This is a genomic window from Cellulosimicrobium composti (assembly GCF_010287905.1).
In the GTDB taxonomy this organism is placed as follows: Bacteria; Actinomycetota; Actinomycetes; order Actinomycetales; family Cellulomonadaceae; genus Cellulosimicrobium; species Cellulosimicrobium composti.
In genome coordinates, this window is record NZ_JAAFAN010000010.1 from 62,861 (window position 1) to 86,295 (window position 23,435).

General features: G+C 76.4%; 21 protein-coding genes and 1 pseudogene. 12 read left to right on the top strand and 10 right to left on the bottom strand.

Translation table 11 applies throughout. From position 1 onward, the window contains the following. The first annotated feature begins 208 nt into the window (after positions 1 to 208). Positions 209 to 1,378 (top strand): D-alanine--D-alanine ligase family protein, encoded by a 1,170-nt coding sequence (locus tag GYH36_RS04835; protein WP_162289258.1) that lies wholly within the window; start codon positions 209 to 211, stop codon positions 1,376 to 1,378. 10 nt (positions 1,379 to 1,388) lie between these two features. On the opposite strand, the gene GYH36_RS04840 is transcribed toward GYH36_RS04835, so the two are convergent. Further along, positions 1,389 to 1,862: a DUF3515 family protein gene (locus GYH36_RS04840; protein WP_024840753.1), complete on the bottom strand. Its 474-nt coding sequence runs from the start codon at positions 1,860 to 1,862 to the stop codon at positions 1,389 to 1,391. A gap of 151 nt (positions 1,863 to 2,013) precedes the next feature. Here GYH36_RS04840 and GYH36_RS04845 point away from each other — a divergent pair, with 151 nt between their 5' ends. Further along, positions 2,014 to 3,045, top strand: coding sequence for a thiamine-phosphate kinase (locus tag GYH36_RS04845; protein ID WP_162289259.1), 1,032 nt, complete (start codon positions 2,014 to 2,016; stop codon positions 3,043 to 3,045). Between the two features lie 10 nt (positions 3,046 to 3,055). On the opposite strand, the gene GYH36_RS04850 is transcribed toward GYH36_RS04845, so the two are convergent. The 3 genes from GYH36_RS04850 to rpmB all read right to left on the bottom strand — a co-directional run bounded on the left by GYH36_RS04850 (position 3,056) and on the right by rpmB (position 4,418). Then, positions 3,056 to 3,571: a GNAT family N-acetyltransferase gene (locus tag GYH36_RS04850; RefSeq protein WP_024840755.1), complete on the bottom strand. Its 516-nt coding sequence runs from the start codon at positions 3,569 to 3,571 to the stop codon at positions 3,056 to 3,058. A 108-nt stretch (positions 3,572 to 3,679) separates the two neighbouring features. Beyond that, positions 3,680 to 3,964 (bottom strand): hypothetical protein, encoded by a 285-nt coding sequence (locus GYH36_RS04855; RefSeq protein WP_162289260.1) that lies wholly within the window; start codon positions 3,962 to 3,964, stop codon positions 3,680 to 3,682. A 262-nt stretch (positions 3,965 to 4,226) separates the two neighbouring features. Continuing rightward, the gene (gene rpmB / locus GYH36_RS04860; RefSeq protein ID WP_024840757.1) at positions 4,227 to 4,418 is read right to left on the bottom strand and encodes a 50S ribosomal protein L28; all 192 of its coding nucleotides are present in this window, start codon (positions 4,416 to 4,418) and stop codon (positions 4,227 to 4,229) included. A 333-nt stretch (positions 4,419 to 4,751) separates the two neighbouring features. On the opposite strand from rpmB, the gene GYH36_RS04865 reads away from it, so the two are divergent. From GYH36_RS04865 to rsmD, 3 genes are all read left to right on the top strand, one after another. Next, a complete protein-coding gene (locus tag GYH36_RS04865; protein WP_312028510.1) occupies positions 4,752 to 6,542 on the top strand; it encodes a DAK2 domain-containing protein in 1,791 nt (596 codons plus the stop codon). After that, entirely contained in the window at positions 6,539 to 8,800 is a 2,262-nt protein-coding gene (recG, locus tag GYH36_RS04870; RefSeq protein ID WP_162289262.1) for an ATP-dependent DNA helicase RecG, read from the top strand. The genes GYH36_RS04865 and recG overlap by 4 nt, the downstream gene beginning before the upstream one ends. Before the next feature lie 82 nt (positions 8,801 to 8,882). Then, positions 8,883 to 9,518, top strand: coding sequence for a 16S rRNA (guanine(966)-N(2))-methyltransferase RsmD (rsmD, locus tag GYH36_RS04875; protein ID WP_115942818.1), 636 nt, complete (start codon positions 8,883 to 8,885; stop codon positions 9,516 to 9,518). Positions 9,519 to 9,608: 90 nt separating this feature from the next. On the opposite strand, the gene GYH36_RS19555 is transcribed toward rsmD, so the two are convergent. Next, on the bottom strand, positions 9,609 to 10,355 hold the full coding sequence (locus tag GYH36_RS19555; RefSeq protein WP_162289263.1) for a GNAT family N-acetyltransferase: 747 nt from the start codon (positions 10,353 to 10,355) through the stop codon (positions 9,609 to 9,611). 87 nt (positions 10,356 to 10,442) lie between these two features. Between GYH36_RS19555 and coaD the strand changes: the two genes are divergently transcribed. The 6 genes from coaD (at position 10,443) to mutM (ending at position 14,243) form a co-directional block, all read left to right on the top strand. Next, entirely contained in the window at positions 10,443 to 10,943 is a 501-nt protein-coding gene (coaD, locus tag GYH36_RS19560; protein WP_162289264.1) for a pantetheine-phosphate adenylyltransferase, read from the top strand. A gap of 23 nt (positions 10,944 to 10,966) precedes the next feature. Continuing rightward, positions 10,967 to 11,551, top strand: coding sequence for a hypothetical protein (locus tag GYH36_RS04890; protein ID WP_024840763.1), 585 nt, complete (start codon positions 10,967 to 10,969; stop codon positions 11,549 to 11,551). A gap of 269 nt (positions 11,552 to 11,820) precedes the next feature. Beyond that, positions 11,821 to 12,339, top strand: a complete 519-nt coding sequence (locus GYH36_RS04895; protein WP_203231589.1) for a YceD family protein — start codon at positions 11,821 to 11,823, stop codon at positions 12,337 to 12,339. A gap of 2 nt (positions 12,340 to 12,341) precedes the next feature. After that, entirely contained in the window at positions 12,342 to 12,536 is a 195-nt protein-coding gene (gene rpmF / locus GYH36_RS04900) for a 50S ribosomal protein L32 (RefSeq protein ID WP_021482203.1), read from the top strand. Positions 12,537 to 12,541: 5 nt separating this feature from the next. Continuing rightward, positions 12,542 to 13,297: a ribonuclease III gene (gene rnc, locus GYH36_RS04905; protein ID WP_051471671.1), complete on the top strand. Its 756-nt coding sequence runs from the start codon at positions 12,542 to 12,544 to the stop codon at positions 13,295 to 13,297. Next, entirely contained in the window at positions 13,290 to 14,243 is a 954-nt protein-coding gene (gene mutM, locus GYH36_RS04910) for a bifunctional DNA-formamidopyrimidine glycosylase/DNA-(apurinic or apyrimidinic site) lyase (RefSeq protein WP_162289265.1), read from the top strand. Before rnc ends, mutM begins: the two co-directional genes overlap by 8 nt. 402 nt (positions 14,244 to 14,645) lie before the next feature. Here the strand turns inward: mutM and GYH36_RS04920 are convergent, their stop codons facing one another. The 5 genes from GYH36_RS04920 to GYH36_RS04940 all read right to left on the bottom strand — a co-directional run bounded on the left by GYH36_RS04920 (position 14,646) and on the right by GYH36_RS04940 (position 22,022). Beyond that, a complete protein-coding gene (locus tag GYH36_RS04920; protein ID WP_162289266.1) occupies positions 14,646 to 15,587 on the bottom strand; it encodes an NAD(P)-dependent oxidoreductase in 942 nt (313 codons plus the stop codon). Positions 15,588 to 15,700: 113 nt separating this feature from the next. Beyond that, on the bottom strand, positions 15,701 to 17,545 hold the full coding sequence (cydC, locus tag GYH36_RS04925; protein ID WP_162289267.1) for a thiol reductant ABC exporter subunit CydC: 1,845 nt from the start codon (positions 17,543 to 17,545) through the stop codon (positions 15,701 to 15,703). After that, a complete protein-coding gene (gene cydD, locus GYH36_RS04930; RefSeq protein WP_162289268.1) occupies positions 17,542 to 19,356 on the bottom strand; it encodes a thiol reductant ABC exporter subunit CydD in 1,815 nt (604 codons plus the stop codon). Before cydD ends, cydC begins: the two co-directional genes overlap by 4 nt. Beyond that, a complete protein-coding gene (cydB, locus tag GYH36_RS04935; RefSeq protein WP_162289269.1) occupies positions 19,353 to 20,465 on the bottom strand; it encodes a cytochrome d ubiquinol oxidase subunit II in 1,113 nt (370 codons plus the stop codon). Before cydB ends, cydD begins: the two co-directional genes overlap by 4 nt. A gap of 42 nt (positions 20,466 to 20,507) precedes the next feature. Further along, entirely contained in the window at positions 20,508 to 22,022 is a 1,515-nt protein-coding gene (locus GYH36_RS04940) for a cytochrome ubiquinol oxidase subunit I (protein ID WP_024840771.1), read from the bottom strand. 531 nt (positions 22,023 to 22,553) lie between these two features. Here GYH36_RS04940 and GYH36_RS04945 point away from each other — a divergent pair. Next, positions 22,554 to 23,435: pseudogene (locus GYH36_RS04945) on the top strand (hypothetical protein); the annotation flags it as partial.

Below are 23,435 nucleotides of genomic sequence, written 5' to 3' on the forward strand. Positions count from 1 at the left end.
GTCCGCCGGGTGCCGGGGCCGGTGCGGCCGGGACTATGGTCGGGGTCGTCGGCCGCGGGGGCCTCGAGAGTCGTGTCTTCCACGGCACTCCCAACGCGGCGGCGCGCGCGATCGTTCCCGTGGCGGTCGTCACGGGCCTGCCAGGGCGGTCCTCAGGAGCCCGCACGCGCGCGTCCGCGCGGTCCCACGTCCGGTAGGGTCGTCCGCGATGTCCAGCCAGAGCCCCGACCGGTCCGTGCCGTCCACCGACGAGCGCCCGACCGGTACGCCCCGCAAGCCCCGCGTCCTCGTCCTGTTCGGGGGCCGCTCGGGCGAGCACGCCATCTCCGCCGCGACGGCGGCGGGCGTCCTGCGCGCGATCGACCGGTCGCGCTACGACGTCGTGCCCGTCGGGATCACGCCGTCGGGGGAGTGGGTCCTCGCCGCCGACGAGCCGGCGCGCTGGGAGATCACCGCGGGCCGGCTGCCGCAGGTCGAGGCCACGGGCGAGGAGGTCATCCTCCCGTTGTCGACCGGTCGCCGGGACCTGCGCGTCCTCGCGCCGGGCGAGGTGCCGCGCGTGCTCGGCGAGGTGGACGTCGTCTTCCCGCTCCTGCACGGGCCGTACGGCGAGGACGGCACGCTCCAGGGCATGCTCGAGCTCGCCGACGTGCGCTACGTCGGCGCGGGCGTGCTCGCGTCCGCGGTCGGCATGGACAAGCACTACATGAAGCTCGTGCTCGCGGGCGAGGGTCTGCCGATCGCCCCGTACACCGTCATCAAGCCGGGCGCGTTCGAGCGCGACCCCGAGGCGTGGACCCAGACCGTGGCCGCGCTCGGCCTGCCCGTGTTCGTCAAGCCGGCGCGCGCCGGGTCGAGCCTCGGGATCTCCAAGGTCGACGACCTCGCGGACCTCCCCGCGGCCATCGCCGCCGCGCAGGAGCACGACCCCAAGGTCGTCGTCGAGGCGGGCGTCGTGGGACGCGAGATCGAGTGCGCCGTGCTCGGCGGACGCGGTGGCGAGCGCCCGCGCGCGTCGCTGCCGGGCGAGATCGTCGTCACCGGCGAGATCCACGACTTCTACGACTTCGAGGCCAAGTACCTCGACGAGGCCGGGGTCGAGCTGTCGTGCCCCGCCGACCTGCCCGAGCACCTCGTCGAGCGTGTGCGCGAGATCGCAATCCGTACGTTCGAGGCCGTCGGCGCCGAGGGGCTCTCCCGCGTCGACGTGTTCGTCACGCCCGACGAGCAGGTCGTCGTCAACGAGATCAACACCATGCCGGGCTTCACGCCCTACTCGATGTACCCGCGCATGTGGGAGAAGTCGGGTCTGAGCTACCCCGAGCTCATCGACGAGCTCGTCGCGCTCGCGCTCGAGCGGCCCACCGGCCTGCGCTGACCCGCCGGCCTCAGCCCAGGTCGCCCGTGCCGACGCACGCGCGCGTCTGCGGGACCTCCATGACGGCGCGCCCGAGGTCCGCGACGAACGACGTGGAGTGCTGCTCCGTCACGGCCGGGGGCACCACGACCTGCACCGCGGGGTCGCGCCCGTAGGTCGTGAACGTCCACGTGCCGTCCTCCTCGACGACGAGCCAGTCCACCGTGCCGCCGTCGGACTCGACGCTCTGGCACGCCGTCGTCGTGGGCCCGGGCACCTCGACGCCGCACCGCAGCGTCACCGCCGCGCCCGGCTCGCCCCACGCGGCCGTGGCCTGGCTCGTCGTCCCGACCTGCGGCAGGTCCTCGCCGAGCGACTCCGGCAGCGCGAGCACGACGTCCGCGCACAGCGGGTTCGCCGCGTCGTCCGCGACCGGGACGCCGATGCGCGGCGCGCACGCGGCGGTCGCGGCGACGGTACCGAGGAGCGCGGGCACCGCGAGCACGCGGACGAGGGGCCGTCGGGACGCGCGGCGGGCCCGGGGCGACCTCGGGCGGGCGGAGGTGGGACGGGGAGGGACGACGTCGAGCACGCGACCACCGTAGCGGCCCCCGGACGGTGCCCGTGACCGGCCGGACGGCGGCTAGGGTGGCCGCGTGAGCGAGACGCCCCTGCTGGTCCGCGACGTGCCCGAGGAGGCGCTCCTCGCCCGGATCTTCCCCCTGCTGCCCACCGCGCCGACGACGCTCGTCGGCCCCGGCGACGACTGCGCCGTCGTCGCGGCGCCCGACGGCCGCTACGTCGTCTCGACCGACGTGCTCGTCGAGGACCGGCACTTCCGCCGCCGCTGGTCGTCCGGGTACGACGTCGGGTGGCGGGCCGCGGTGCAGAACCTCGCCGACGTGGTCTCCATGGGTGCGCGCCCCGCGGCCCTCGTCGTCTCGCTCGTCATGCCGGGCGACCTGCCCGTCGACTGGGTCACGGGCCTCGCGCGCGGGCTCGCGGACGCCTGCACGCCCCTGGGCGCCGCGGTCGTCGGCGGCGACCTGTCCGGGGGAGACCAGGTCGTCGTCGCGGTGACCGTGCACGGGGACCTCGAGGGGCGCGCCCCCGTGCTGCGCTCCGGTGCGCGCCCCGGGGACGTCGTGGCGCTCGCGGGATCCCTCGGCCGGTCCGCAGCGGGGCTCGCGCTGCTCGACGCGGGCCGCGGCCACGTCGACGACGCGCTCGTCGCCGCCTACCTGCGCCCGGACCCGCCGCTCGCGGCCGGCCCGGCAGCGGCCGACGCCGGGGCCACCGCGATGATGGACGTCTCGGACGGGCTGCTGCGCGACGCGGGCCGGATCGCCCGCGCGAGCGGCGCCGTCCTGGACCTCGCGCCCGCGACGCTCGGCGCGGACCGCGACCGGCTCCGGGCGGCCGCCGGCGCGCTCGCGGGGCACGCCGGCGCCGCGGGCGACGCGGGTGACGCGCCCGGGGCGGGTGCTGCGGAGGACCGGGCCGAGGGCTGGGTGCTGTCCGGCGGCGAGGACCACGCGCTCCTCGCGACCTTCCCCGCGCACGCCACGCTGCCGGCGGGGTTCCGGGCGATCGGCGTCGTGCGCCCTGCGGACGACGACGGCGCGGGCGTGCGCCTCGACGGCGCGGTGCCGCACCGGGCGCCCGGGTGGGACCACTTCCGCGCCTGAGGCGCGGGACTCAGCTCCGGCGGTAGCGGACCGCGGTGAGGTCCTTGCCGCCGATGTCGTCGCGGCGCTCGACGCCGTCGGGGACGAAGCCGTGGCGGCGGTAGAACCGGCGCGCGCGCTCCGCGTCCTCGAGGACCCACAGCGTCACGGTCGTGCCCGGGGGAACCTCGCCGAGCATCGTGCGCATGAGGTCGCGCGCGACGCCGCGCCCCCACGACTCCGGGTCGAGGTAGATGGCGTAGATCTCCAGGTCGCCCGGCTCGGCGTCCTCGTCCCGGCTCGGGCCCAGCGTGGCGAAGCCGATCGTGCGGCCGTCGGCGTCGGCGAGCCACGTGCGGGCGCCGGGGGTCGACAGGCTCTGCACCCAGTGCTTCTCGCGCTGGTCGTGGTCGAGCGAGGCCAGGTACTCGTCGGGCACGATGCCCGCGTACGCGCCCCGCCACGACGCGATGTGCACGGCCGCGATGGCGCTCGCGTCCGCGGGACCGGCCGGGCGGATCGTTACCTCGCTCAGTTCCGTCACCATGGACAAAGACTGCCACCGCGCCCGGGATCCACCAAACCGGTTTGTCCTGATCTCCAGGAGATCTCCGCAAGGCGACGGTCGTGCCGCGCGCGTCGCGCGACCACCACGTCACCGGTCCACGAGGCTCACGACGGCCTCGCGCGGCCCCCCGCACGCGGTCCCGTGCGGGCGGGCCACGACCCGATAGTCCGGCTCGACGGCGCGCTCGGACACGACGGTCCCCGCGGCGTCGAGGACGCGCACGTCGACCAGGTCGGGGGTGTTGACCGACGCGAACCAGCGCGGCCCGGACGGGTCCTCGTCCTCGCCGAGCCCGCAGTCCGGCTCGGCGTCGGGGCAGCTCACCTCGACCGCGTGCGCGTCGCGGTCGGGCCAGCCGTCGAAGAGCCGCACCGCGAGCGTCGTCCCGTACCCGACGGCGGGGGCAGGTCCCGCCGGCCGAGCAGCCCGAGCCCAGGGCCGCGAGCGTCGCGGCGAGCACCGCCGCGACCGCCCCTGCTGGTCCTCGCACGACGCCCCCGCTCGCTCCGCCCCGCATCGCCCGGGCCACCATGGTCACCCTGGCACGCCGCGCACGGTCGCGTCACCCGGGCGCAGACGACGAGAGCGCCTGCCGGACGACCGGCAGACGCTCTCGTGGGAAGTCTCGCGAGACTCAGGCGGGGCGGGTGACCTTCCCGGCCTTGAGGCAGGAGGTGCACACGTTGAGACGCTTGGGCGTCCCCGCGACCACCGCGCGCACGCGCTGGATGTTCGGGTTCCAGCGGCGCTTCGTGCGGATGTGGGAGTGCGAGATGCTGTGCCCGAAGCCCGGGCCCTTGCCGCAGACGTCGCAGTTGGCAGCCACGGTTTCTCCTGATCGTCGTGCACGTCGCGCACGCAGCGGCGACGTCCTGAATGGTCTGTAGGGTGTCTCGCCCGGTGTTCCTCGGCGGCTCCTCGACGGTGTCGAGGGCGCGCGAAGCACCCGGGCAACCTCGTCAGGGTATCCGATCCGGCGGCCCGATCTCAAACCGGCCCGGGTCGGCCCGACCTCGCTCGCCTTCGCATGGACCTCCGCGTGGGCGGCTCGGCCCCGGCACCACGCTCGGGTGACTACCGTGGTCCCGACGACCCGACCGGTCGTCCGGCCCGTCGACCGTACGGCGGGCCGCCCCCGAGCGCGAGGAGCCGGTCCGACGTGAGCCCCGGAGCCGACGTGGTCGACGCCGCGGTCGTCGTCGCGTGGGGCGGGGCGGCGGTGCGCGCCCTCGCGGCGGCGCGCGAGCCCCTCGACCGGGTCAACGTGTTCCCCGTCGCGGACTCCGACACGGGCACGAACATGTACCTCACGCTGCTCGACGCGGTCCGCGCGCTGCCGGCGGGTCGGGCACCGGGCAGCGGGGCCGGGGACCTGCTCGTGCGGCTCGCCCGCGGCGCGCTCGTGGGCGCGCGCGGCAACTCCGGCGTCATCCTCAGCGAGTACCTGCGCGGGCTCGCGCTCGAGCTCGCGGAGCGCCCGGTCGTCCCGGGCGACGCGCTCGCGGCCGGTCTGGACCGCGCCGCGCGCACCGCCCGGGGCGCGGTCGCGCGACCCGCGCCCGGGACGATCCTCACGGCCGCCGACGCCGCAGCGCGCGCCGCGCTCACGGCCGCCCGCACGGCCCCCGGGGCCACACCCGCGACCGTCGCGGCCGCGGCCCGCGACGGCGCGCGCGCCGCGGCGCTGCGCAGCACCGGCGAGCTCGACGTGCTCGCGCGGGCGCAGGTGCTCGACGCCGGCGCGCTCGGTCTCGTGCTCGTGCTCGGCGCGCTCGTCGAGGCGGTCGGGCGCGCCGAGGACGGCCACGACCCGGCCGGCGCGGGCGTGTCGGACGTGCTCGGCATGATGTCCGGCATGGTGCCCGTGCCCGGGTCGTCCGCCGGGACGGGCGCCGGTACCGAGGGCGTGCACGAGGGGGGCGAGTTCGAGGTGATGTACGTGGTCGACGGTCCGGCCGCGCCGTCGCGCGCGCCGGGAGCGTCGGGCGCGGCGGCCCCAGCGACCGGCGACGACGCCCTTGCCGAGCACCTGCGCGCGGACCTGGCCCGGATCGGGGACTCGGTCGTCGTGGTCGGCGGGCCCGGCCAGGGCGGCTCCGGCCTCTGGCAGGCGCACGTCCACACCGACCACCCGATGGCCGCCGTCGCGGCGGGCCGGGCGTTCGCGGCGGACGTCGGCGGGCCGCCCGGCTCGGCCTCCCGTCCCGCGGGAGGCGGCGGCCTGCGCCAGGTCCGCGTGCGGCATCTGCCCGGGCCGGGCGACCGGGGCGCCGTCGTCGATGCGCGGCCGCACGACCACGCGGGTGCGGGCCAGGACGACGGGCCGGGCCTCGTCGCGGTGACCACGGCCCCGGCGCTCGTCGCGGACCTCGCGCGCGCCGGCGCCGTCGTGCTGCTGCGCGACGCGGTCGGCCCCGTCGACCGCGCGGCGCTCCACCGCGTGGCCGTCGACGCACGGGCGGCGCACGTCGCGCTCCTCGCCGGGACCGACCTCCCGGCCGACGACGTCGAGGCCCTGCGCGGGACGCTCCGAGGCGACGGCGTCACGACGCTCGACGTGCTGCCCGCCCCGACCGACCTGCACGTCGCGGTCGCGCTCGCGGCCGCGCAGCTCGTCGAGCCCGAGCCGCGGCGGCGGGTCGACGCGGCCCGGTTCGCGCTCGCGGGCGTGCGCACGGCGCAGGCGCGGACGACCGGGCTCCCGGCGGCCGAGGCCGCGACAGTGCTCGGCGGCCTCCTCGCGCGGCTGCTCACCCGGCGCGCCGAGCTCGTGACCGTGCTCGCCGACGACGACGTGCCCGACGCGGCGCTCGACGACCTGCCCGGCCACGCGGCGCGTGCGGGCGCCGAGCTCGTGCTCCTGCGCTCCGGGCGGGCTGGCGGCGCCGTCGCGCTCGCCGCCGAGGGACCCGACGAGGGCCGCGACGCGGCCGAGGAGGTGGTGGCATGAGCGACCGTCTGGCCGAGCCCCTGACCCGCGCCGTCGGGACGCGCAGCGCGGGCGCGCTCGCGAAGCTCGGGCTGGAGACGGTCGGCGACCTCCTGCGGCACTACCCGCGCCGGTACGGCGACCCGGGCCGGCTGACCGACCTCGGCGGGCTGTCGCTCGGCGAGCACGTGACGATCGTCGCGCAGGTCCGCAGCGCGACGGTGCGACGCATGCGCAACCGCGCCGGGGCCATCCTCGAGGCGGTCGTGACGGACGGCCCGCAGCAGCTCTCGCTGACGTTCTTCGCCAAGAGCCCCAACGTGCTGCGCTACCACGAGCAGCGGCTCGCCCCCGGCCGGCACGGGCTGTTCACGGGCGTCGTCGGCATGTACCGGGGCACGCGCCAGCTCACCCACCCGGACTACAAGATCATCGGGATGGACGACGACGCGGAGGACGCCGAGAGCGCCGTGCTCGAGGCGAGCCGGCCGATCCCCATCTACCCCGCGAGCGCGAGCATCCCGAGCTGGAAGATCCAGCCCGCGGTGCGCACCGTGCTCGACCCGCTGCGCGAGGAGGACGTGCCCGACCCCGTCCCCGACGCGGTGCGCGAGCGCCACGGGCTGGGCACGCGGCTCGAGGCGCTGCGCGACGTGCACGAGCCGTACGACGAGAAGCAGTGGCGGCGCGGGCGCGACCGGCTCCGGTTCGAGGAGGCGTTCGTGCTCCAGGCCGCGCTCGCCCAGCGGCGCGCCCGCGCGGCCGCCGAGCCCGCGACGGCTCGCCCGCCGCGCGCGCCGGGCGAGCCCGGCATCCTCGCCGACTTCGACGCCGCCCTGCCCTTCACGCTCACGCAGGGGCAGCGCGAGGTGGGCGAGGAGATCGCCGCCGACCTCGCGCTCGCGCGACCCATGCAGCGGCTCCTGCAGGGCGAGGTCGGGTCGGGCAAGACCGTCGTCGCGCTGCGCGCGATGCTCCAGGTGATCGACGCCGGCGGCCAGGCCGCGCTCCTCGCGCCGACGGAGGTGCTCGCCGCGCAGCACGCGCGCACGCTGCGCGCGCTCCTCGGGCCGCTCGCCGAGGGCGGGTTCCTCGGCGGCGCCGAGCACGGGACGCGCGTCGCTCTGCTCACCGGGTCGCTCGGCGCGGCCGCGCGCAAGGAGGCCCTGCTCGACGCGGCGAGCGGCGCCGCCGGGATCGTCGTCGGCACGCACGCGCTGCTGTCCGAGAACGTGCAGTTCGCCGACCTCGGGCTCGTCGTCGTCGACGAGCAGCACCGGTTCGGCGTCGAGCAGCGCGACGCGCTGCGTGCCAAGGCGCGCACGAGCCCGCACCTGCTCGTCATGACCGCGACCCCGATCCCGCGCACCGTCGCCATGACCGTGTTCGGGGACCTCGAGACGTCGTCGCTCACCGAGATCCCCGCCGGGCGCGCGGGCATCACGACGCACGTCGTGCCGGCCGGCAACGAGACCTGGATGGAGCGCACGTGGGCACGCGTGCGCGAGGAGGTCGACGCCGGGCACCGCGCGTACGTGGTGTGCGCGCGCATCCACCCGGACGAGCCCGACGCCGGCACCGCCGCGCCGCGCGGCGACGACGACTTCGACGAGGTGCCGGACTTCCTCCTCGACCCGGACGCGCCCGACGCCACCGAGCGCGCGCCCCTGCGCGCCGTGCTCGAGGTCGCCGACGAGCTGCGCGCGCACCCGCGCCTCGCGGGACTCGCGGTCGGCGTGCTGCACGGGCAGATGGCCCCGGCGGACAAGGACGCCGTCATGGCGGACTTCGCGTCGGGCGCCGTGCAGGTCCTCGTGTCGACGACGGTCGTCGAGGTGGGCGTCGACGTGCCCGAGGCGACGGTCATGGTCGTGCTCGACGCCGACCGGTTCGGCATCTCCCAGCTCCACCAGCTCCGCGGCCGCGTCGGCCGTGGCTCGGCCGCGGGCCTGTGCCTCCTGGTGTCCACCGCGCAGCCGGGCACGCCTGCCGCGACGCGCGTCGAGACGCTCGCGCGCACGACCGACGGGTTCGAGCTCGCGAGCGTCGACCTGGAGCTGCGCAGCGAGGGCGACGTCCTCGGCGCCGCGCAGTCCGGGCGCGCGAGCTCGCTGCGCCTGCTCCGCGTCGTCAAGGACGCGGACGTCATCGCGACCGCACGGGCCGACGCGGCGGACGTCGTCGCGCACGACCCCGACCTCGCCGGCCACCCGGCGCTCGCGGGCGCGATCCGCGAGCAGCTCGACCCGGAGCGCGAGGAGTTCCTCGAGCGCGCCTGAGCGATCCGGGCCCACGTGCCTAGGCCCTCGCGAGCGGGCGCCCGTGGCGCCGGGCACGGCCGCGCGTGTCTAGGCTGGGCGCGTGACGAGGATCGTGGCGGGAACGGTCGGGGGGCGGACGCTGCAGGTCCCGCCGCGGGGGACGCGGCCGACGAGCGAGCGCGTGCGCGAGGCGATCTTCTCGCGCCTGGAGCACCTCGGGGTGGTCGACGACGCGCGCGTCCTCGACCTGTACGCGGGCTCGGGCGCGCTCGGCCTGGAGGCGGCGAGCCGCGGCGCGGTCGACGTGACGCTCGTCGACTCGGCGCGGGCCGCAGCGGACGTGGCGCGGCGCAACGTCGCCGCCCTCGGTCTGGGCGGCGTGCGGGTCGTCACCCAGCCCGCCGAGGCGTTCGTCGCGGGCGTCGCGGCGGCTGCGGCGCAGCGGACCGCGGCGGGTGGGGAGGCCGAGGCGTCGGGCGCCGGGCGCCCGGGGCACGGCCCGTACCACCTCGTGCTCGTCGACCCGCCGTACGACGTCACCGCGGAGGCGCTCGAGCGCGTGCTCGCCCACCTCGCGGCACCCGGCGTGCTCGACCCGGCGGCCGTCGTCGTCGTCGAGCGGTCCACCCGCACGCCGGAGCCGTCGTGGCCGGACGGGTGGGAGCTCGTCGCGCGGAAGGACTACGGCGAGACGACGGTGTTCTTCGTGGGCCCCGAGCTTCCCGACGACGCATAGCCCACCACGCCGACCATGCGGTCTCGGCGCGTCCGGGGCGCCGGACGGGCCACGACCGCATGGTCGGCACGTCGGGACGGCATGCTCGGCTCAGGCCGTCGGGGCGCGGGCCTCGGCGGGCGCGAGCAGCGCGACCGGCACGGTCGCGAGGGCCACCGGGTCGGCCGGGTCGACGAGCCGGACGCGCGCGCCTCCCGCGGCGTCGAGCAGACGGCGCGTCGCGGTGTCGTCGGCGAGCGTCCCCTCGCTCTCGCGCAGGTTCGTCTCGAGGAAGGCGCGCAGCGGCACTGCCGGGACGTCGTCGACGTCGTCACCCGGGCGCGCGGGGAACGACACGAGCAGGAGCGCCGGAACGCGCTCGCCGCCGGGACCGTCGCCCGGCTGGAAGTAGGGGAGCGTGAGGACGCGGGCGCCGAGGCGCGCGTAGAACCGCAGCCGTGCCACCGGGTCGCCGTACGCGTCGCTCGCGGCGTGGTGGTCGGGGTGCTCGACCTCGGCGACGACGGCGAGCGGGGCGAGCGCGCGCCAGTCGTCGAGCGCCGCCGCGAGGAGCCGCCCGCCGACCCCGCCGCCGCGCCGCCCGGGCGCGATCGCGAGGTACAGCACGAGCAGGACCCGCGCGTCGACGAACCACTCGCCGACGACGCCCGCGACGACACGGTCGTCCTCGACGACGCCCAGGCTGCGCAGCCGGCCCGACGCGTGGCCCGCGACGAGGCGCTCCGCGTCGACGAGCTCGGCCGGCGGGAACGACGGCTCGAGCACCTCGCGGTGCAGCGAGCGCACGAGCGCCGGCGTGCCGAGCGGCACGACGACGGGACCGGACGACGGGGTCACGCCGACCATCGTGGCGCGCGACGGCGATCCGCGCGCGCCCGGCCCCGCCACCCGGGCCGCGGCCGCCTCGTGTACTACCGTGACGAGGTGACCACAGCCGTCTGTCCCGGGTCGTTCGACCCGATCACCCTGGGCCACCTCGACATCGTCCGGCGGGCCCGTGCGCTCTTCGACGAGGTCGTCGTCGGGGTCGCGCGGAACGCGTCGAAGTCGGCGCTCCTCAGCGTCGACGAGCGCGTCGCGATCGCGCGCGCCGCGGTCGCCGACGCCGGCCTGGACGGTGTCCGGGTCGAGGTCGTGCCGGGCCTGCTCGTGGACTTCTGCCGCGAGGTCGGGGCGGCTGCGGTGGTCAAGGGGCTGCGCGGCGGTGCGGACTTCGACGCGGAGCTGCCGATGGCGCTCATGAACCGGCACCTGGCCGGGGTCGAGACCGTGTTCGTCGCGGGCGACGCCGCGCTCCTGCACGTGGCGTCGTCGCTCGTCAAGGACATCGCGCGCCACGGGGGCCCGGTGGACGACCTCGTGCCGCCGGGCGCGGGAGACGCCGTCCGCGCCGCGCTGGCACGGGAGCAGGGGAGCAGCAGGTGAGCACCACGGGGAGGACCGGGTACGTGAGCGAGCAGCAGGACCGACGACCGACGCACGACGACCGCACGACCGAGGAGGCGCAGGCGGGGCTGAACGCCATCCTCGACGACCTCGCACACCTCGTCGAGACGGCGCGCACCATGCCGATGTCGGCGTCGGTGCTCGTGCACAAGGGCGACGCGCTCGCGCTGGTCGACGAGCTGCGGGGCGCGCTGCCCGAGCAGCTCGCGCACGCGGACGAGGTGCTCGCGCAGGCGGACGCCGTGCTCGAGGACGCGCACCGCCAGGCGGAGGAGATCCTCACGACGGCGCGCGCCCGGGCGATCGAGCTCGTCCAGGCGGAGCAGGTCGTCGTCCAGGCGGAGTCGCGTGCCCGCGAGATCGTCGACGAGGCCGAGGAGGCGGCGGCCGCCCTGCGGCGCGACGCCGACGACTACTGCGACCGCCGGCTCGCGGACTTCGAGGTGGACCTCGGCAAGCTGCTCGCCCAGGTCCAGGCGGGCCGGGCCAAGCTCGCGGACCGTCTCGGCGACCGGGCCGCCGAGCCCGAGGAGTCGCCGTTCCCCGCGACGATGCGCGACCGCGGCGTGGAGCGCGCCGCCCGGTGACGCCCCCGGGCGGCCCACCCGGGCGACCGGCGTCGAGCAGGTGGCGACCAGGCCGTCGCGTGACGTAAGATCGATGTTTGGCTCGGCGCGTCACGCGTCGGCCCGTGCCTGGCACCCGCCGTCGAGCGGTCGCCGGCCCTCGACCATCGTTGACCACCGTCCGCGGGCTCTCGTGCCCGCGGGCTCCGATCCTGGAGCGCGCCATCACCGCCGAGAAGACGTCGCCGCTCGTGCTCGACACGCACGAGCTCGGTCGGCGACCCGGGAGCATGCGGACGGTCCGCCGGACCGTGCGTGCGCCGGCCGACCTCGGCACGGCCGTCATCGGCATCCCCGAGGGCAGCGAGCTCGAGCTCGACCTGCGCCTCGAGGCCGTGATGGAGGGCGTCCTGGTCTCCGGCACGGTGACGGGCCACGCGGTCGGTGAGTGCGTGCGGTGCCTCGAGACGGTGCACGAGGACGTCACGGTCGAGCTCGGCGAGCTCTTCGCCTACCCGGAGCGCGCCAAGGCCGCCCAGGAGTCCGGCGACGACCTCGAGGACGCCGAGGACGTCTACGACCTCGACGGCGACCTCGCGGACATCGAGCCCGCGCTACGGGATTCGGTCGTCACTGCACTACCATTCAGTCCGGTGTGCCGAGCGGACTGCCCGGGGCTGTGCTCCGAGTGCGGGGCGCGTCTGGCGGACGACCCGGGGCACGCACACGAACTTGTCGACCCTCGGTGGTCGGCGCTGGAGAGCATGTTCGACACCTCGAACGTGTCCGACGAGACGAAAGAGAGCTAGCCGTGGCTGTTCCGAAGCGCAAGATGTCGCGCAGCAACACCCGTGCGCGTCGTTCGCAGTGGAAGACGACCGCCGCGAACCTCACCACCTGCCCGCAGTGCAAGGGCGACAAGCTGTCGCACGCGGCGTGCCCGACGTGCGGTACCTACAAGGGCCGCCAGTACGCCGAGGCGCTGCGCACCGAGCACGCAGGCTGAGGCGCGTGGCACCGGCTGCACCGGCATCCGGTCTTCTCGAGAAGCTCGGGGTCCATCTGGACCCCGAGCTTCTCGTGCTTGCGCTCACGCACCGGTCGTTCGCGCACGAGAACGGCGGCATCCCCACGAACGAGCGTCTCGAGTTCCTCGGTGACACCGTCCTGGGCCTCGTCGTCACGGAGACCCTCTACCGCCGCCACCCCGACCTGTCCGAGGGCGAGCTCGCCAAGATGCGGGCCGCGACCGTCTCGCAGAAGTCGCTCGCCGCGATCGCGCGCCGGCTCGGCCTCGGGCAGTACGTGCTGCTCGGCAAGGGCGAGATCCGCACGCACGGCAACGACAAGGACTCGATCCTGTCCGACACGGTCGAGGCCCTCATCGGCGCCGTCTACCTGAGCCACGGCCTCGAGCCCGCGCGCGGGCTCGTGCTCGAGCTCGTCGAGCCCACGCTCTCCGCTGCGGCGGGCCTCGGCGCGGGACTCGACTGGAAGACGTCGCTCCAGGAGGCCGCGGCCGCCGCAGGGCTGAGCGCGCCCTCCTACTCGAGCGACGCCGTCGGGCCGGACCACGCGCGCGTCTTCACGTCGTACGTCCACCTCGACGGCCGCCTGTACGGGACCGGGAGCGGCACCGCGAAGAAGTACGCCGAGCAGGAGGCCGCCGAGCGCGCCTACCGCACGCTCGCCGCCGAGCAGGCCGAGCGCGACGCGGCGACGGAGCGCACGGCAGCCGCGGAGGCGGCCGAGGACGCCGGTGCCTGAGCTCCCGGAGGTCGAGACCGTCCGTGACGGTCTCGACCGCCACGTGCTGGGCACCCGCGTCGTCGACGTGGAGGTGCTGCGCGACTACAGCGTGCGGCGCCACGAGAGCGGGCCGGCCGGGTTCCGCGACCAGCTGCTCGGCCAGCGGCTCGACGCCGCGGTGCGCCGCGGCAAGTTCCTGTGGCTCCCGCTCGTGCCCGCCACCGCGGACGAGGTGCCCGACGCCGGCCCCGCGGCCGCGCTGCTCGCCCACCTCGGGATGTCCGGGCAGCTCCTCGTGCGCTCCGGGCCCGGCCTCGCGGAGCGGTCACCGCACCTGCGCGTGCGGATCCTCCTCGAGCCCGAGGGCGTCGGCCCCGCTGGCGCGCTCGCGCTCGACTTCGTCGACCAGCGCACGTTCGGCCACCTCTCGGTCCAGGACCTCGTGCCCACGCCCGACGGCGCGCCCGGCGGGCTCGGGTCCGACCTCCCGGCCGTGCCCGCGCCCGTCGCGCACATCGGCCGAGACCTGCTCGACCCCGCGCTGCGGCGCGACGACGTCGTCGACGCGATCCGCCGCCGCCGCACCGGCGTCAAGCGCGCGCTGCTCGACCAGACCGTCGTGTCCGGGGTGGGCAACATCTACGCGGACGAGGCGCTGTGGCGCGCACGCCTGCACTACGCCCGGGCCACCGACACGTTGCGCCGGCCCGAGGCGCACCGCCTGCTCGACGCCGCCGCCGACGTCATGTCCGAGGCGCTCGCCCAGGGCGGCACGAGCTTCGACGCGCTCTACGTCAACGTCAACGGGCAGTCCGGGTACTTCTCGCGCTCGCTCGCGGTCTACGGGCAGGAGGGCGAGCCGTGCCCGCGCTGCGGGACGCCCGTGCGGCGCGACGAGTTCATGAACCGGTCGTCGTACACGTGCCCGCACTGCCAGCCGCGGCCGCGCAACGGTCGCTGGTAGGGGCTCCTCGACCCGCGCGGGTGCCGGGTCGCCACTGCCTTCGCGGGGGCGAAGCCGGGTTCGGGTCGCCACCGCCGACGCCTGCGCGGGGGCGGGGCGGGTCTACCATCCGCCGCTCGTTCCTCGCGGCTCCCGCCAGACCCGCCACGACCCGCCCCGCCCCCGCTCCGGCGCCGGCTCCGTCCTCTCGGCCGGCTCCGGCGCCGGCTCCGTCCTCTCGGCCGGCTCCGGCGTCGGCTCGTCGCCCCGCCACCGTCCGGCGTCGGCTCGTCGCCCCGCTCCGGGGTCGGCACTTCGTCTCGGCGCGCTCGGTCTCGTCCTGTCGTCTGGCCCGTTCCGGCGTCGGCTCGTCGTCCCGGGATCGCCCCGTCGAGTCTTCTGGTCGCCCGGCGGGCTCGGCGGTCAGCGGGGGACGACATTGCGCAGGGGGCGGCCGGTGCGGAGGGCGTCGAGGTTGGCGTTGACGAGGTCGGAGGCGCGTTGGGGGCGGTTGCCCGCGACGTGCGGCGTGATGAGCAGGCGGGGCGCGTCCCACAGGGGTGAGGTCGCGGGCAGCGGCTCGGTCTCGGTGACGTCGAGTGCCGCGGCACCGAGGCGGCCGTCGCGCAGGGCCGCGACGAGCGCGTCCTCGTCGACGGTGGCGCCGCGCCCGACGTTGACGAAGACCGCGTGGTCGGGGAGCTGGCCGATGCGGGCGGCGTCGAACGCGTGGCGGGTCGTGGCGAGCGCGGGCAGGAGCGAGATCAGCACGTCCGTCGTCGCGAGCACGTCCGGGAGGTCGTCGTCCGAGACGACGGGGAACCCGTGCCGTTCGCCGCGCGTGCCCGCCACACCGGTCACGTGCGCGCCGAGCGCCGCGAGCAGCGGCGCGAGCCGGGCAGCGATCGACCCGAAGCCCCAGATCGTCACGCGCGCGCCGTCGAGCGTGTAGAGCGCGGCGGTCGCCGGGTCCGACTGCCCCCGGTTCACGGCGAGGTCCCAGCGGTGCTCGCGCTGCGCGGCTCCGAGCGCGTCGAGGCGCCGCACGCACGCGAGGACGAGGGCGAGCGCGTGCTCGGCGACCGGGCCGTCGTGGAGCGAGCGGCCGGACGTGATCGTCACGTCGGGGCCGAAGCCCGCCGCGAGCACCGCGTCCGGACCTGCGGCGAGCGTCTGCACCCAGCGCACGCGCCCGAGCCGTGCCGCGGCGTCGGCCAGGTTCTCCGCAGAGCTGGCCCAGACGACGAGCACCTCCGCGTCGGCGTCCTCGGGGCGGAACGGCGCCGCGGCGTCGTAGACGACGACCTCGTCGTCCGGTCCCGCCTGCACGTCGAGGGCGATGGTGCTCGGCACGAGGATCTTCAACGGTGCTCCCGGGTCGGTGGTCGCGAGGTGTCGGCCGGCCGCGCCGGGCCGCCGCGTCGCGAACGTACCACCGCGCCGGCGCGGCACCCGGGCGGTCGCGGCCTGCGCCGCGGTCACCCGACGGTCGCGGCCTCCTGGTCGAGCGCCCACCGGTAGGCCGGGACGTCGAGCAGCTCCGCGTGCGTCCCACGGGCGACGACGTGCGCGGGCGCGCCGTCCGGGGCGTCGTCGGGCACCCCGAGCAGCAGCACCTCGTCCACGGCCTCGAGCGCGCTGAGCCGGTGCGTCGCGAGCACGACGCCGCGCTGGTCCCGCGCCGTGCGGGTGGCCGCGACGACGTGCCGCACGAGCGCGTCCGCACCGGCGGCGTCGAGGTGCTCGGCCGGCTCGTCGAGCAGGAGCAGCGGGGCGGGGGAGAGCAGCGCCCGCGCGACGAGCAGACGGCGGCGCTCGCCGCCGGAGACGGTCGTGGCGTCCGGGCCGAGGACGGTCCCCACGCCGTCGGGCAGCGCGGCGAGCCACGCGCCGAGACCGACGTCGCGCAGCGTCGCCTCCGCCTCCTCGGCGGTCACGTCTCCGCGCGCGACGCGCAGGTTCTCGAGGACGGACGTGTCGAACACGTGCGCGTCCTCGGCGACGAGGACCACGCCGCGCGCCGCGTCCTCGCGCGCGAGCGCGGCCACGTCACGCCCGTCGAGCGTCACCCGACCCCCGAGCGCGGGGACGAGCCCGGCGGCGGTCGCGAGCAGCGTCGTCTTGCCGACGCCGGACGGCCCGACGACCGCGACGGCGCGCCCCGGGCGCAGGTCGAGGTCCACGCCCGCGACGACGGCGCGCCCGGTTGCGGGCCAGCCCGCCGCGACGCCCACCAGTGTCAGCGACGCGCCGGCATCGCGCGCCCCGCCGTCGCGCGCCGCGGCGTTCGCGGCCTCGCCGGGCACGGGGCCGCGCGGCGCGGTGGTCGCGCGAGCGGGCGGGGCGTCGGCCGCTCCGTCGAGGAGCGCGACGACGCGCGCCGCGGCCTGGCGCGAGCGGTGCAGCTGCACGGCCGCGGCCGGGAGGGCGTTCGCGGCCTCGAACACCGCGAGCGGCGTGAGCACGATCACCGAGAGCTCGACGGGCGCGAGGGTGCCCGCCGTCACCGCGGGGATGCCGAGCAGCAGGGACGCGAGCACCGCGAGGCCCACGGCGAGCGCCGCGATCCCGGCGGCGACCCCGGCGGGGCGCGCGCCGTCGTCGGTCACGCGCGCGAGCGCCCGGTCGGTCGCCCGCAGGTCGTCGAGGCGTGCGTCGAGCCGCCCGGAGACGGCGAGCGGGCCCGACTGCTCGAGGATCTCCAGCGTGGTCGCCGTCATCGCGGCCCTCGCGGCGGCGCCACGGGCCTCGACGTCGCGCGCCGAGCGTGCCGAGAGCCACGGTGCGACGACGGCCGCGAGCAGCAGGCACAGCGCGAGCGCGACGCCCGCGGCGGGCAGGAACGCCCCGACGAGCACCACGGACCCGACGGAGACGGCGAGCGCGACCCCGGCGGGCACGAGCGCGCGGACCACGACGTCGCCGACCGTGTCGACGTCGGCCCCGACCCGCGCGAGCAGGTCGCCGCGCCGCAGCCCCACGAGGGACCCGGGAGTGCCCTGGGCGAGGGCGGTGTAAAGGTTGGCGCGCAGGGCGGCCATGCCGCGCAGGGCGACGTCGTGCGAGGCGAGGCGCTCCAGGTAGCGGAAGACCCCGCGCGAGATGCCGAACGCGCGCACGGCGACGACCGCGACGGACAGCGTGAGGACGGGCGGCATCTGGGACGCCCGCGCGATGAGCCACGCCGCGACGGCCGCGAGGCCGACGGCGCTCCCGAGGGAGAGCGTGCCGAGCACGACCGCCCACACGACGCGCCGCCAGCGCACGTCGAGGAGGGCGACCGCGCGCCGCAGCGGGTCGGTCGACGGGCGAGGCCGGGTCACGGTCGGCTCCTCTCGGTCGCCCCGGCGGGGACGAGCGGGGGCGTCGTGCCCGTCCCGGGCTCACCGGGCTCGCCGGCCTCGCCGACCTCGCCAGGCCGGACGGCGGGGCCGACGGCCGGTCCCCACCCGTCGAGCGACCCGGACCGGACCTCGACGACGTCGTCCGCCGCGTGCACGAGCGAGGCCCGGTGCGCGACGACCACGACGGTGCGGCCCTGGTCGCGGAAGGCTCGCACGGCGTCGAGCACCACCTGCTCGCCGCGTGCGTCGAGGTGCGCGGTCGGCTCGTCGAGGACGACGAGCGGGACGCGGGCCGGGTCGCCGAGCAGGGCCGCGGCGAGCGCGACGCGCTGGCGCTGCCCCACGCTGAGCCCGACGCCGCCGCGCCCGACCTCGGCGTCCCACCCGCCGGGCACGGTCGCGAGCACGGCGTCGAGCCCCGCGGTGCGGGCGGCGCGGTCGAGGTCGGCGTCCGTGACGTCCAGCCCGCCCGCGACGACGTCGCGCAGCCTCCCCGGCGCGAGCACGGGCCGCTGGGGGAGCCACGCGACCTGGGGCCAGAACGTCGACGGGTCGACGTCGGCGAGGTCGAGCGGCGCGGCGTCGGGCGCGGTGAGGGTCGCGGTGCCGCGGTCGGGTCGCACGAGTCCGAGCAGGACCATCGCCGTCGTCGTCTTGCCCGCACCGCTCGGCCCCGTGAGGGCGACGACGCGTCCGGACGACGTGCCGAGCCGGAGCTCGAGGTCGAGGTCGGCGGGCGCGAGGACGTCGCGCTCGCCGGCGCGCACGCTCACGCCGTGCAGCGCGAGCGTCGACCCGGCGAGCGCGGGCGCGGGGACGGTCCCGGGCCGCGGGGCCTCCTCGTCGAGCACCGCGAACGCCTGCTCGGCCGCGGCGATGCCGTCGGTCGAGGCGTGGAAGTGCAGGCCGACCTGGCGCAGCGGGAGGTAGACCTCGGGTGCGAGCACGAGGACCGCGAGCGCGGGCTCGAGGCCCATGCCGCCGTGCACGAGACGCAGCCCGACGCCCACCGCGACGACCGCGACGGACAGGGTCGTCAGGAGCTCGAGCACCATGCCCGAGAGGAAGGCGATGCGCAGCGTGCCCATGGTGGCGCGGCGGTTCGCCTCGCCGAGCGCGCGCACCCGGCGCTCCGGGCCGCGGGCCCGGCCGAACGCGAGGAGGGTCGGCAGACCGGCGAGGAGGTCGAGCACCTGGGCACCGAGGCGTTGCATGACGACGAGGCGCCGCTCCGACGTCCCGGCGGTGAGGCGTCCCACGAGGATCATGAACAGCGGGACGAGCGGGATCGTCACGGCGATGATCACGGCCGACACCCAGTCCAGCCCGAGAACGACGGCGAGCGTCGCGGGCGTCACGGTCGCCGCCAGCAGGAGCTGGGGCAGGTAGCGCACCATGTACGGCTCGAGGGCGTCGAGCCCGCGCGTCGCGAGAGTCGCGACCTCGGGGCCGCGGCCGGAGGCGAGCCAGCGCGGGCCGAGCGCCACGGCGTGCGTGACGACCTGCTCGCGCAGCTCGGCGACGGTGCGGGTCGCGGCGCGCAGCGCGAAGCGCTCCTGCGCCCACGACGTGCCGGTGCGCGCCGCGACGACCCCGGCGAGCAGCCCGACCCGCGGCCCGAGGTCGGCCAGGTCGGCCGTCCCCTGGATCGCCGGCGCGAGGACCGACGCGAGGACGACCGCCTGCGCGACGACGAGGGCCGCCGTGGCGAACCCGAGCGCCGCCGTCAGGACGACGTACCCTCGCGCGGCCCGCGCGTGGCGCAGGAGCCGCGGGTCGAGCGGCTTCACGAGCCCGAGCCTGAGCCGTCGGTCAGGCCGCGGCCGGCCGAGCCGCCCGAGGACGCGCCGCCGAACGCCGCCTCGCGGACCTTCTTGAGCGACAGGCCCGCGGGCGCGGGGATGTCCGTGGTCGACAGGCGGCGGCGGAACACCCAGTACGTCCACGACTGGTAGGCGATGACGAGCGGCGTGAGGATCACCGCGACCCACGTCATCACGGTGAGCGTGTAGTCGGTCGACGACGCGTTGTGCACCGTGAGCGAGTTCGCCGGGTCGACGGCAGGCATGACGTCGGGGTACATCGAGCCGAAGATGAGCACGACGGCGGCGACGATCGTCACGGCCGACGCCGTGAACGCCCGGCCCTCGGACCCGCGGCGGTTCGCGACGAGCGTCGTGACCAGGCCGGCCGCGGCGAGCACGACCGCCACCCACGTCCAGGCGACCGAGAACGCGACCTGGGCCCACACGGCCCAGCCGCCCGCGAGCACGAGCGCGGCCACGCCGAAGACCGACGCGTGCCGGCGGGCACGCGCCCGGATCTCGCCGTCGGTCTTGAGCGCGACGAACACCGAGCCGTGGAGCAGGAACAGGCTCAGCGTGACGAGACCGCCGAGGAGCGCGAACGGCGACAGGAGCGAGAAGAAGCCGCCGACGAACTGGTGCTCGGCGTCGAGCTGCACGCCGCGCACGAGGTTGGCGAACGCGACGCCCCACAGCACCGCGGGGACCCACGACCCGACCTGGATCGCGACGTCGCAGCGCCGTGCCCAGCCCTCGTCGCGGATCTTGCCGCGGTACTCGAACGCCACCCCGCGCACGATGAGCGCCACGAGGATGAGCAGGAGCGGCAGGTAGAAGCCGGAGAAGAGGGTCGCATACCACTCGGGGAAGGCGGCGAACGTCGCGCCGCCCGCGGTGAGCAGCCAGACCTCGTTCCCGTCCCACACGGGTCCGATGGTGTTGATGAGGACGCGGCGCTCCTTCTCCCGGTGCTCGGAGTCGCCGCGCGGGAGGATCGACAGCAGCATGCCGACCCCGAAGTCGAAGCCCTCGAGCACGAGGTAGCCGGTCCACAGGACCGCGATGAGCACGAACCAGACGACGGCGAGATCCACGGTGGTTTCTCCTGGGTTTCTGGGTGAGGTCCGCGAGCCGCGTCAGTACGCGAAGGACAGGGGACGGTCGGCGGCGTCGGAGCCCTCGTCCGGCGGCTCCTGCGCCTCGGGGGACTCGTCGCGCACCGAGAGCGGCACGCCCTCGACCGCGTAGCGCCGCATGAGCGTGAACCACACGACGGCGAGCGCGCCGTACACGAGCGTGAAGACGATCATCGAGGTGAGCACGACGCCGGGGCTCACCACGGTGGACACGCCCCGCTCGGTGAGCAGGCGGATCTGGTCGATGCCTGTGGGGTTCGGGGCGACGACCCACGGCTGGCGGCCCATCTCGGTGAAGATCCAGCCGAACGAGTTCGCGAGGAACGGCATGGGGATGGCGACGAGCCCGACGCGCGCGAACCAGACGTTGTCGGTGACGCGGCCCTTGCGCGTGAGCCACAGCGCCATGAGCGCGAGGAGCACGGAGCCCGCCGCCATGCCGATCATGAGGCGGAAGGACCAGTACGTCATGGCGAGGTTCGGCGTGTACGTGACGGGGTCGCCCGAGGCGGTGACGTCGCCGTAGCGCTCGGTCATCTGCTCCTGGACGTCCTCGACGCCGGGGAGGTAGCTCTCGGGGCCGGAGAAGTGGCCGGTGCCGAGGTAGGACGCGAGGCCGGGGATCTCGATGAGGTGCCGGACGTTCTCGCACGAGTTCGACAGGTCGCCGATCGTGAGGATGGAGAACGCGGCGCTCTCCTGGCCCTGGCACAGCGCCTCGGCGGACGACATCTTGCCCGGCTGCTGCTCGTACATGATCTTGCCCTGGATGTCGCCGGAGACGCCGACGCCGATCCCGCCGACGAGCATCGCGATGACGCCGAGCGTCACGGCGGGACGGTAGACGTCGCGCGCGAGCTCGACGTTCTCCGCCTTGCGGGTCCGCACGAGGCGGACCATCCACCAGGCGGCGACCCCCGTGACGAAAGTGCCCGCGGTGAGGAAGGTCGCGGTGATCTGGTGCGGGAACGCGGCCCAGAGCGTGTTGTTCGTCAGCACGGCGCCGATGTCGTTCATCTCGGCGCGCCCGGTCTCGGGGTTGTAGATCGCGCCGACGGGGTGCTGCATCCACGAGTTCGCCGCGAGGATGAAGAACGCGGAGAGGTTGGTCGCGATCGCGACGGCCCAGATGCAGGCGAGGTGCACCTTCTTGTTGAGGCGGTCCCAGCCGAAGATCCACAGGCCGAGGAACGTCGACTCGATGAAGAACGCGGCGAGCGCCTCCATCGCGAGCGGGGCCCCGAACACGTCGCCGACGAAGCGCGAGTACTCGCTCCAGTTCATGCCGAACTGGAACTCCTGCACGATGCCGGTGACGACGCCGAGCGCGAAGTTGATGAGCAGGAGCTTGCCGAAGAACTTCGTCAGGCGCAGCCACCGCTCGTTGCCCGTGCGGACCCAGGCCGTCTGCATGATGGCGACGAGCGGCGCGAGCCCGATCGTCAGCGGGACGAAGATGAAGTGGTAGACGGTCGTGATGGCGAACTGCCACCGCGCCAGGGCTAGGGCATCCACGTGCGCTCCTCGGGGGGCCCGACCGGGTCGGGGAAGTGTCGGCGGAGTATCGGGAGGGCTCGCCGTCGCGGGTGGCCGGGGGACCGCCCACCGCGTCCGGCGACAGGTCCAATCTGCCCCATCCGAAGCCCACGAGATGACGAGAAGTGCTGAAAACACGGCCCTTGTGACTATGTTCACAAGCAGCCGGGACCTTGGTCCCGCCCCCGCGGGACGCCCGGCCCGGGCAGCGGTGCGTGTCGCCGGGGTCGGTCCGTCCCCCTGTGCGATACTGGGCAGAGCCGGGTGGGCTCCGCATCGCCCTCCCGACGAGCACGAGATCGCGGCTCCAGCGGACCGCGGCAGTCGGAGCGCCGACCGGGGCGAAGGGCCCGGTGGCAGGCGCCCGCGCCGCGCACGCGGCCCGCGGCCGTGGCCGACGACTTCCGTCGCCGGACGACGCGCTCCGGTGCGCTCGTCACGAGCGACGACCGACCGCCCCGAGGGGCCGCACGGTGCGGGGCGGTCCCTGTGGCAGCAGGAGCACGACGCGTGACGCTCGACAGCACCTCCGACAGCACCTCCTCAGAGTCGACGGCGGGAACCGCCGCCGCGCAGGAGCAGCCCCAGAGCTCGACCTCCGCGGGCCGCAAGCCCGCCCGCCGCCGCGCGACGCGCAGCGCGGCACCCCCCACCACGCCGGTCGTCCCGACGACCGGCACGGCGTCGCCCGACGCCGCCCCCAGCACGACGGCCGCCGCCGAGGCTCCCGTCGTCGTCGCGTCCTCCGCGGACGACGCGCCGACGAAGCCGGCACGCCGGTCGCGCCGTGCGACCCGGTCGACGACCGCACCCGCGGACGCCCCGGCCGACGCGCCGAGCACGACGCCCGACGCCGCGCCCGCAGCCCCGGAGGCACCCGCCCCAGAGGCCGGCGCGGCCGAGGCGCCCGCTCGCGCGCCGCGTACGCGCCGCGCCACCGGGGGCAAGAAGGCGAAGGCCACCGCGACCGACGCACCCCTGGACGTCCTCTCCGAGTTCGGCCTGAGCGCGCCCCCCGCGACGGAGACGGCCGCGCCCGCGGCGCCGGTCCCGGACGCCGACGCGCTCCTGGGCGCACCCGACGCCCCGCGCCGCACCAAGCGCACCCGCGCCGCGCGCGCGACCGCCGAGGCGGCGCCGACGGTCGAGACCCCCGCGGCCCCCGTCGAGGTGCCCGCGGACGACGCGGCGGCCGAGCCCGCCGCCCCGAAGAAGCCCGCGCGCCGCTCGCGCCGCGCGACCTCCGCGGCCGCCGCGCCCGCGACGCCGGAGACCGCTGAGCCCGCCACGTCGAAGGACGCCGCGCCCGCCGCCGTCGGGACGCCCGCGGCCGAGGACGCGCCGGAGGCGCCGAAGAAGCCCGCACGTCGCTCGCGTCGCGCGACCTCGACG

Coding starts and splice junctions, on each gene's coding strand:
- GYH36_RS04835 (WP_162289258.1), top strand. CDS start 209: ATGTCCAGCCAGAGCCCCGACCGGTCCGTGCCGTCCACCGACGAGCGC.
- GYH36_RS04850 (WP_024840755.1), bottom strand. CDS start 3,571: ATGGTGACGGAACTGAGCGAGGTAACGATCCGCCCGGCCGGTCCCGCG.
- recG (WP_162289262.1), top strand. CDS start 6,539: ATGAGCGACCGTCTGGCCGAGCCCCTGACCCGCGCCGTCGGGACGCGC.
- GYH36_RS04895 (WP_203231589.1), top strand. CDS start 11,821: ATGCGGACGGTCCGCCGGACCGTGCGTGCGCCGGCCGACCTCGGCACG.